9 protein-coding genes are annotated in these 8,923 nt (G+C 66.9%); 4 read left to right on the top strand and 5 right to left on the bottom strand.

What is annotated here, in order from left to right; all coding sequences use genetic code 11:
- The first annotated feature begins 265 nt into the window (after positions 1-265).
- Complete coding sequence (locus ACFRMN_RS10870; RefSeq protein ID WP_383016526.1) at positions 266-463, top strand: hypothetical protein; 198 nt, start codon at positions 266-268, stop codon at positions 461-463.
- A gap of 212 nt (positions 464-675) precedes the next feature.
- Here the strand turns inward: ACFRMN_RS10870 and ACFRMN_RS10865 are convergent, their stop codons facing one another.
- On the bottom strand, positions 676-1,236 hold the full coding sequence (locus ACFRMN_RS10865; RefSeq protein WP_383016523.1) for a hypothetical protein: 561 nt from the start codon (positions 1,234-1,236) through the stop codon (positions 676-678).
- A 340-nt stretch (positions 1,237-1,576) separates the two neighbouring features.
- Here ACFRMN_RS10865 and ACFRMN_RS10860 point away from each other — a divergent pair, with 340 nt between their 5' ends.
- Complete coding sequence (locus ACFRMN_RS10860; RefSeq protein WP_383016520.1) at positions 1,577-1,987, top strand: hypothetical protein; 411 nt, start codon at positions 1,577-1,579, stop codon at positions 1,985-1,987.
- A gap of 141 nt (positions 1,988-2,128) precedes the next feature.
- On the opposite strand, the gene ACFRMN_RS10855 is transcribed toward ACFRMN_RS10860, so the two are convergent.
- Complete coding sequence (locus ACFRMN_RS10855) at positions 2,129-2,356, bottom strand: hypothetical protein (RefSeq protein ID WP_383016518.1); 228 nt, start codon at positions 2,354-2,356, stop codon at positions 2,129-2,131.
- A gap of 932 nt (positions 2,357-3,288) precedes the next feature.
- On the opposite strand from ACFRMN_RS10855, the gene ACFRMN_RS10850 reads away from it, so the two are divergent.
- Positions 3,289-4,344, top strand: coding sequence for an SGNH/GDSL hydrolase family protein (locus ACFRMN_RS10850; RefSeq protein WP_383016515.1), 1,056 nt, complete (start codon positions 3,289-3,291; stop codon positions 4,342-4,344).
- Between the two features lie 526 nt (positions 4,345-4,870).
- The gene (locus tag ACFRMN_RS10845) at positions 4,871-5,071 is read left to right on the top strand and encodes a hypothetical protein (protein ID WP_383016512.1); all 201 of its coding nucleotides are present in this window, start codon (positions 4,871-4,873) and stop codon (positions 5,069-5,071) included.
- A gap of 455 nt (positions 5,072-5,526) precedes the next feature.
- Here the strand turns inward: ACFRMN_RS10845 and ACFRMN_RS10840 are convergent, their stop codons facing one another.
- The 3 genes from ACFRMN_RS10840 to ACFRMN_RS10830 form a co-directional block, all read right to left on the bottom strand.
- Positions 5,527-6,675, bottom strand: coding sequence for an HTTM domain-containing protein (locus tag ACFRMN_RS10840; RefSeq protein WP_383016510.1), 1,149 nt, complete (start codon positions 6,673-6,675; stop codon positions 5,527-5,529).
- Positions 6,665-7,249: a DUF5819 family protein gene (locus ACFRMN_RS10835; RefSeq protein WP_383016507.1), complete on the bottom strand. Its 585-nt coding sequence runs from the start codon at positions 7,247-7,249 to the stop codon at positions 6,665-6,667. Before ACFRMN_RS10835 ends, ACFRMN_RS10840 begins: the two co-directional genes overlap by 11 nt.
- 264 nt (positions 7,250-7,513) lie before the next feature.
- Positions 7,514-8,848, bottom strand: a complete 1,335-nt coding sequence (locus ACFRMN_RS10830; protein WP_383016505.1) for an ice-binding family protein — start codon at positions 8,846-8,848, stop codon at positions 7,514-7,516.
- Between the last annotated feature and the right edge of the window lie 75 nt (positions 8,849-8,923).

Genomic DNA, 8,923 nt, shown 5'->3' with positions numbered 1-8,923 from the left:
CGAGATCCTCACCAAGGTCCGACTCGTCCAGACCAGCGTGAAGAAACTCGTCAATAACAACTCGAAGTAACACGATCAGAATCACAAGACACTAGCGCGTTGCGCAGCGTGGTGAGCGCTGCCTCACAGTCCCTGCGGTCGTCGTGCACATCTTCCCCCGGCCCCGCGTCCGACGTTGTTCATCATCGTCCAATCGCGCCATAGCGAACACCAGTTCCGCGACCTTCGATGACGTCACTATCCCCACTTCTACAGGGAGATCGTCATGGCGGTCCTCGCCATTATTCTGCTCACGGCGGCGCTGGTGGTTGTCTTCGCACTGCTAGCCGCTGCCGGAGCGGCCAAACTGGCCCGTCTAGACGGCGCCACCTACCCCACGGCCCTCGTCCGGGCTGCTACCACGTTCACGATCACGCTCACCCTTGCAGCCTCTCTCATCGGCACACTCGTCCAGCTGCAATAGGCCAGGAACCTGGGATGTCAGAAAGCCCGCTTCGCGAGGGGCAAAAGGTCGTGGGTTCGGGTTCTCCGAAGGGGCGTCGGAGCCGAACTCGCGGGTGGCGCATCCGTGAGCGAAGGAGGCTGCAACGGACCGAGCCGTCTACCCCGGTCCGGAGTGGACGGCTCCATGGCCCTTACCAGGATGTGTCACCGCTGGCGGTTGGCCGTGGGGTGCTACTTCTGGAACCGGAAGTAGGCGAGCTCCTGGTGGTTGGGCATGACGTACTTGTAGTCCGTCAGCCACCGCTTGCCGTAACTCGGGTAGGTGGCGCTGGCTCCCTCCTTGGTCTTGAACAGGAAGCCCTTGTCGGTGAGGTGGACGGTGTAGACGGTGGCGCTCGATCGCTGGGCGAGGAAAATGCCGTTGCCGGAGCTCTGCCAGAACCGGTACCCGTCCCAGTGACCCGTGGAGTGCTCGATGATGACGCCGTCTCCCTGCCGGTGGAGGATGACCTTGTCGGCCAGTGCCCCGGCCCTGCTCAGCCGCAAGTAGTCGTAGTTGCCCCAGACCTGGATGCCGACGCCGGTGTTGGTGGCGGTCTCGACGAGGTAGACCGGGTGTCCAGCGGCACGACGTTGTCCGCCGCTCGGGCGGTGACCGGGGCCACGCGCGTGGGCTGCTGGGCGGTGGCAGCCGGTACCGCGAGTGCGCCGAAGCTCGGGCAGGCCAGGGCGATGGCGACGGTGGTACGGCGAAGTGTGAACACGGAACTCTCCTCTTGCGACGGAAACCATGATCGCTATCCGCGATGGCGAGGGAACCGTGTGTGTGAAAACGCTGGCGGCCCACTCGAATCAGTGAAGATGGCCTACGCGTCCCGGCCCGCCCCAGGAACGGCGCAGGCCCGGTGGGGCTCGGCGCACGTTGCGACGTCGACGTTCCTCGCCCCCGTACCGCGCGCTGTATACGCCCGTCTCACTCGAACGAGGGTATTTCCGCTGGTCAATGCGGCTGTTCGGAGGTGCTGCGCCTAGCGTGATCACCGGCGTGGCGGCGGCTCTTGAAGTGCCGTCCTGATCACCGCTGTCCGGGCGGCCACGCCTTCATCCGAACCTGCCACGTTCCTTGACGGACGTGGCCGAGAAGGGCACCACCGTGCGCACCCGAATCCTCGCTCTCGTCGCCGCCGTTGCGTCCGTACCGCTCCTGACCGTTTCCGCTTCGGCGGCGCCGGCCGACCTGAACGCCCCCTACGCCCGCGCCGCGGCCAAGGTGAGCGCGAACGGGACGCTCCTGGCCACCAAGAACGTCGCCTCGACCGCGCGGCTGGAGGGGCGGCCCGCGGGCTACTACTGCGTGGCGGTCTCCGACCCGACCATCGACCTGCGCAACGCGGCCGTCCTCGCCACGGTCAACAACAACCGGTCCATGATCACCGCCATCCCCAACAGCAACTGCAACGGCAAGACCCGCACCATCACCGTCGTCACGAGCAACTACCACAACGACCCGGCCGACGTCCCCTTCACCGTCGCCGTCCTGTAGCAGACGGTCCACCGCCCCTCAGGTGAAGTGCCGCTGGTGCGGGCCGCTGTAAGGCGGCCCGCACCAGCGGCACAGTCGGTTGAGAGGTGAAGCTGCCTGGCGGGAGGCGGGGCGTAGCGTCAGCGGCGCCCTTACGGCTGCTCAGGCGCGGACGGGTGCCAGGTTCTCCATGTTGGTGATGGTGCCGGTGGCGATGGTGGTGCCGCGGTTGCCGGGGGCGGACATGGTGAACGGGATGCCGATCTTCATCGCAACGACGTGCTTCAGCTCTACGGTGACGGTGGTCTGAGTGCCGGGAAGCAGCTGGCTGGTTCCCTCCGGGAGAGTCAGCTTCGCGGAGACGAGGGTCTTGTGGATGCGCAGCGACACGGTAGTGCCTGCTTCCACCGGGATACCGCCGTCGGTCTCGGGATGTCGCCGCTTCGCGCGGCTTCAGCCGACCGCCACGCAACACCGAATCACGGCCGAAAGAACGTGGCCCAGCACCGATGCCCTCTGCCACCTCCTCGACGGCAACGGAGAAGTGGCACTCGTCCATATCGCACAACTGCCGAGCCAGTCGAGGCGGTGAACCACGGCCAATCGGAGCGCGTAACAGCGACTCCGCAGATAACGCCCGACACCCAGTTAAGTCGCTGACCCCAACAGATTCTTGAACGCCCGGTCGATGTCTACGGTCCACATCTGCGCGCGGGCCATCTCGGCGTGGTGGTGGCTCCTCCGGGAGGCGGGCCAGTCCGCGGGGAAAGCCACGCTTTGACCAGCCTCTGCTGCGGCCCCGTACTCGTCCAGCTCCGCGAGGACAGACACACGGTGCACCGCTACGTTTGGGGGGCCGAACGCCAGCCAGTGGACCGGAACGGCCTCGCCGGTCCGGTCCGGTCCGCGATCGTCGTGGCCTCGCCCAAGTGGCCCTCGGCGCGGGGCCGATCCTTCGCCCGCCCGGCCATGACGGCCGCGCCCAATGGAGTTGGTCAGCACGTGCCGGTTCTTCAGATGCGCGAACGCGTGCTCGCGCACCGCCCGTTCGCAGGCGATCACCTGTTGACCTCCTTCTTCACTCGAGTCAGCGGCTTGCGCTGTCGATCCGGCCCTGACCGGCATGCCGCGCCAGGAGCTGGACTCCCTCGTCGACCAGATCGCCGACGACTGTCAGAGGCTTGCCGATCGAGACTTTGCGGAAATTCGAACATCCCCGTCACCCATATGGTGTACCGATTTGCCTCTTACCTGAGCGTTTGGTGAGTATTCGCCGGAGTCCCTACCCGCCTTGAGGTGGGGGCACCAACGAGGAGGTCACCTTGCCCGGTCGAGGTTCGTCACGCCGTCTGCTGCGCAGTTCGGCGATCGTTGCAGCCGCCGCGTCCTTGCTTGGCGTGGGGCTGTCTGCCGCTGTCGCCGCACCGCAGTCCCATCCGGCGCGCGCGATGTCCAAGCTGGCCGATCCCAAGTACGTGGCGATCGGTGACTCGTTCGCCGCCGGTGGGTCCATCGAGCCGCTCGACCCGACCGACGAAGCCTGCGGCGGACGGTCGCTGAGGAACTATCCCCATCAGGTGGCCGAGGCCAAGGGCTGGGACATCACCGACACCTCCTGCAACGGGGCGACCCTCAAGAAGGGGGTCTGGGGGTCCGGACGAGGCGGCTTCTGGGAATCCATCGACGGCGGGAGGACCCCGGCGATGATCGACGAGGTCGACGCCGGTACGAAGTACGTGACGTTTCAGATGGGAGGCAACGACAGCGGAGTCAGCAACGCCTTCCTCACCTGCATCAATGACGGGACCGACCGCGACTTCGGCGGCACCGGCAGGGGCAACGACCCCCAGGGCACCTCGTGCAAGGACCGCTCCGAAAACGGCGAGAGGAACTACCAGTTCGACATCCCGGGGGCACAGGAGGAAATCCAGAAGGCCCTGCTGGAAATCCACAAGCGGGCTCCGCAGGCGCAGGTAGCGGTCGTCGGCTATCCCGCGGTCATCCCCCAGGACGTGACGCGGTGCAACTTCTACACCGATCCCATCCCCTTCCTGAGGAACGGGCTCGGGCCGGTCTCCCACGGTGACCTCGTGTGGCTGCGGGGCAAGTTCGAAGCGTTCAACGCAAGCGTCGAGGACACCGTCACCGGGCTGGCCGCGAAAGAGCCCAACTTCGCTGTCACCTACGTGAACACCTACGACCACTTCAAGGGGCACGAGCCCTGCCAGCCCGCGTCCCCCAACCGGTGGATCTGGCCCGTCCCGGCCCCCAAGACCAACCCCGACTATGCCTTGTGGGGCGCGGCTCACCCCAACGAGTACGGGCACAACGAGCTGGCCCACCTGACCTCCGCAGCCCTCCCCATCGCCAAGCGATGACGCCCCGCTGACCGGGGGCTTCGCTGCCCTTCAAACGGGTAGGGTCGGGGGCTGGCGCGGTAGCTGACGCTCCGTTTCCAGCCCCCGCCGCGTCAAGTGAAATAGGCCGCCGACGAGGTGCCCGCGGCTCGGGTCCTTTTTCGACTGCCCCCCCTTCCCGAACCGGGCAGACGGCTTTGACCGCACCCGGCTCTCCGGTGAACCTCCGCCAACTTGATTTGAGCTGCTTCAGCGGGCTGGTGTGACGTTTGGTCGGGGTGCTCGTGCTGGTCTGGGCCGGAGTCTGTGGTGTAGATCGGCCGTATGGAGGATGCCGCTGACGCCCTGCTCGCCCACCGCGACGGCGACACCCCAGCATGATCCCCAGCATCCACCAACGCGGCAGCAAGACACCCCAGTGCCACCTACGAGCAACTTGAGAGCCTGCTCGACCAGCCCGTCGACGCCCTCGCTACGCCGGGCGGACCGCACCGTTGACGGGCTACCTGTCGCCATACGGACTCCAGCGACGATCAGCGCGCCCCCTATGAGAAGCAGCGCGACAGCGAACGGGGTGCTGGAGACCGTGTCGACGATCACGCCGACCGCCATCAAGAGGTACCAAACACCGACGAGCAGCGGCACCAAAATCGAAGAACCCATCAAGGACACCAGCGGCCCCATGCTCGTGCTCTCCCTGGAAGCGTGGGCGGGGCTGGTGGATGTTGCCCGCAACTCCCGCGTGTAGCCCACGCGCCCACACTCGCCGCAAGCTCCGTCACTCCCGCCCGACGCCGGTGAGTGACGCCGTCAGCTCCCTGGGGAACACGGGGGTCGCGGGTTCGAATCCTGCCGAGTGCACAGCAGGCCGGAGGCCCATCGAGAGATCGATGGGCCTCCGGTTCTTGGTGTGTTCGCAGAAGCCGAGGAAGTGGGGCCGGGGGCCCCGCAAGGAGATGGACAGGGCCCCCGGTGCTTGTCGTAACGGCAATGGTTGACGGGAACCGCCCCGGACGGGAAACGGTTGGCCCGCCTGCACCCCCGCCGTGCCAACCCTCACCCAGGGCTCGGAGGCCGGGTTGGATTTCGACACGTCCTGATCAACGAGAGTGCCCATGGCCGGTTACTGCGAGGGCCCAGTGAAGCTCAGAGAGAACGCGGTCGGCGAGCAGGTCGAACGAACACCGTGGGGATGCCCGACGATCAGCCTGTCCTCTGTACGACGGCAGGGCCGGGCTGCGGCGGGACGATCGCGGTGCCTTCACCTGATGAGCCCGGCTCGGTGGTCTCTGTCGGCCGCGGAGTGCGCCGCCACAGCCGTCCCAGGGACTGGTAGAAGCGGTCCGGGAGGAACGCGGCATCCGCAATGATCATCGCGCCGGAGAAGAGCGGCAGTCCCATGAGGACCGCGATGCCGATGTGCATGCCCAGCAGCATGGTCAGGACGGGGTACTTGAGCCGGCCGAACAGGACGAACGGGAAGGCGACCTGCAGCAGAACGGTCAGGTAGCCGACGATGGCGATCAGCATCACATGACCGTCGGCCATGAGGGACAGGGCGGGCCAGGGCCGGAACAGATCGAGGTTCAGCACGTAGTGGAGAGCCGTGCCGTTGCCCCAGACCGCGCCCTGCACCTTGTACAGGCCGGCGGAGCCGTAGAGGATGCAGATCTGGGCGGCGATGACGAACATGCCGCAGTTGTGCAGGACAGTGACCAACGTCTTGCGCGCATCGCCGAGTTGGCCCGTACGTCCGGTTCCGCGTGAGTCGGCCGGCCGCTTCGGCGCCCCGTCCCGGGAAGCTCGTAGCCGGGCCCTGCGCGCGTCGAGGGACCAGCGTCGGCCGCACGCGGTGAGGACGAGGTAGACGGTCATGAGGAGGATGAGGTTGTCTCCTCCGTCCGTCATGAAGATCGACCTGGCGTGGAACGAGGACACCACCACCGCGAACAGCAGGGACACGGCTCTGGTCCGCCAGCCCAGCATGAAGAGTGCGGACGTCACGACGGCCAGCGCGTAGCAGACCTCGAAGTACGCCCTGCTGTCGGACAGTGTCAGGATGCTCGCCCATTCCGTCTGGTCGAGCAACTGCTTCGCCAGTGCCGGCGTCCACGCAGCACCCGGCCCCCAGATCTCGTCGCGGTGGGGGAACTCGCGCAGCAGGAAGCCGAGATAGAGCAGGCCGTACCCGATGCGCAGCACCGCCGCGGCGTACAGGGACACGGGCCGCCCGGTCAGTGTGGCCAAGAGAGCACCGGCCCGGTGGAGAAGCCGCGAGCCGTCCGTGCGCCCTCGTGGGCGGGAGCGGGGACGGGGTACGGATGCCGTGACCGGCTCTTGTTCAGTTCCCATCGGGGGTCACCTTCCACCAGGGGAGGACACGGATGTCGCTCGGCGCCGGTGCGGTCCTGGCCGCCGGGCGGTCGCCATTCGCCGTGGCGGGCGGGGCGATGGGCAAACTGGTGACGCGAAGCTGAATTGACTCGAAGGCACCGCGGCGATGGGCGGCGACACGGTCCGCCGCGATATTGCGCAGATACTTCTGGATCATTACGGCGCGCTCCGAACGCGGCTCGTCATCGCTGCCGTGCAATTCGGTGTAAGAGGTCCAGGCCCGGCGCAGCATGTTCTGTGTCGTATGACTCGGGAAAACGTTGTGCTCGACCGCTGAATCATCAACTCCGCTCAGATCGAACCATGTACTCACCCGCACGGTGCCGTCCGCAGTGCGGTGCGCGGTTCTCGCCGAGATCTGCCGGTTGATTGACTCGGGTTCCGGCGCGAACAGCCGCCAGTTCTGCTCGAACAACGGATAGACCCACGCGGTGACCTGCCGACTGAACTGCTGGGAAACCGGGTTGGGAGGGGCCACATGCAAGAACACCATCAGCACATGGATCAGAGAAACCGCCAGGCACAGCGCCACGGCCGCGCCCAGCCCCGCCCTCAGCGGACCAGCCGGCCTTGACGGACCGCGGGCCGCAGGTGATTCTCCGGACGATCCTGGTGAGGCCGGCCCAGCACATTTCTGCTCCCGGTCCTTCACATTCACTGATTCAATGCCACCCGGCACAGCCCCACCCGGCCTTCCCAACTCGCATGTTCACCTGCGTATTTCCTGGACCTTCACCGGTGGCGCGGGACGGAATCGAGAACGATCCGCCGCGCGCCACCGGTCCCGCTCGCGCTCTTAGCCGTTGAAGCCCCCGGGCTCGCCCGGCTGGTCACCCTGGCCCTGGTCACCGGACATGTCCGGCTGATCGCCGTAGCCCTGGTGGCCCTCCCAGCCGCCCGGCTTGCCTTCGTCGCCGTGGTGAGGCGGCTTCCCGTGGTCGCCTTCGTCGCCGTGGTGAGGGGGCTTGCCTTCATCGCCGTGGTGAGGCGGCTTCCCGTGGTCGCCTTCATCGCCGTGGTGAGGGGGCTTCCCGTGGTCGCCGTGGTGAGGCGGCTTCCCGTGGTCACCTTCGTCGCCGTGGTGAGGCGGCTTCCCGTGGTCACCTTCATCGCCGTGGTGAGGCGGCTTCCCGTGCTCGCCGCCATTACCGCCGGTGACGTTCCCGCCCGTGATGTCGCCGGTGACGTTCCCGCCGGTGATGTTGCCGGCCGTGTTGCCCGCGACGATGCCTCCCGTCAGGGCACCTCCCAGAAGGCCGCCGTTGGTGACTCCACCCGTCGTCAGGCCACCGAGAACCCCGCCGAGCAGGCCGCTCGTGGCGCTGCCGGATGTACCGGCGCTGGTGGTTCCGGTGGTGGTGCCGGTCGTGGTGCCAGTCGTGGTTCCGGTGGTGGTGCCGGTCGTGGTGGTGCCAGTCGTGGTGGTGCCAGTCGTGGTCCCCCCGGTGGTGGTGCCGCACTGCGGACGGGTAATCCTGTTGGTGTCCAGCGACACCGAACCATTACGGGCCAGCGCCCGGCCGTCGATGCTCGCGTTGGTGGTCACCGTGATGGAGGTCAGGGCCATGATGGTGCCCACGAACGTGGTGCCGGTGCCCAGCGTGGCCGAACTGCCGATCTGCCAGTACACATTGCACGGCGAAGCGCCGTTGATCAGGAGCACCCGGCTGGCTGACGCCGTGGTCAGACCCGAACCGACCTGGAACACCCAGACAGCGTTGGGGTCGCCCTGGGCGTCAAGGGTGAGGGTGCCGGTGAGCCCGAGCGTCGACGAAGAGGTGTAGACGCCCGGAACGAGGGTCAGACCACCGGCGTCCGGCGGAAGGGCGCCGTTCGTGGACTGTCCAGCGGCGTTGTTGTACGCCGCGACGAGGTCCGACTGGGCCTGAAGGGCAACCGGGCCCGCGGAGTACTGAACCCCGTTCACCAGACCCGGAGGGAACCCGCTGATCGCCGTTCCCGGACTCACGCCGAGGTCCCCGGTGATCACCGAGGGACCGGTGTTGGTGACAGACTGACCGGCCAGAACCGCGAAACTTGTCGCCGTACCCAGTGGCACAGGGGTGGCGAGGGCATTCGCCCGCGTTGACGTAGCGACGATCATCGTGGCGGCGAGCACCACGGTGAGCACCGACCAGGCTCAGGCCGACATCGTGCGTCTTAGCGTCACGACAGGCAAATTAAGCGTCATCGAGAGACCAACTCC

The organism is Streptomyces sp. NPDC056835 (genome assembly GCF_042789485.1).
Taxonomy (GTDB): Bacteria; Actinomycetota; Actinomycetes; order Streptomycetales; family Streptomycetaceae; genus Streptomyces.
This window is presented reverse-complemented; position numbering and strand designations above follow the sequence as displayed.

What these genes read in the sequence shown, in the direction of transcription:
- ACFRMN_RS10870 (WP_383016526.1), top strand. Translation starts at nt 266, where the DNA reads ATGGCGGTCCTCGCCATTATTCTGCTCACGGCGGCGCTGGTGGTTGTC.
- ACFRMN_RS10865 (WP_383016523.1), bottom strand. Translation starts at nt 1,236, where the DNA reads ATGGTTTCCGTCGCAAGAGGAGAGTTCCGTGTTCACACTTCGCCGTAC.
- ACFRMN_RS10845 (WP_383016512.1), top strand. Translation starts at nt 4,871, where the DNA reads ATGAGAAGCAGCGCGACAGCGAACGGGGTGCTGGAGACCGTGTCGACG.
- ACFRMN_RS10840 (WP_383016510.1), bottom strand. Translation starts at nt 6,675, where the DNA reads ATGGGAACTGAACAAGAGCCGGTCACGGCATCCGTACCCCGTCCCCGC.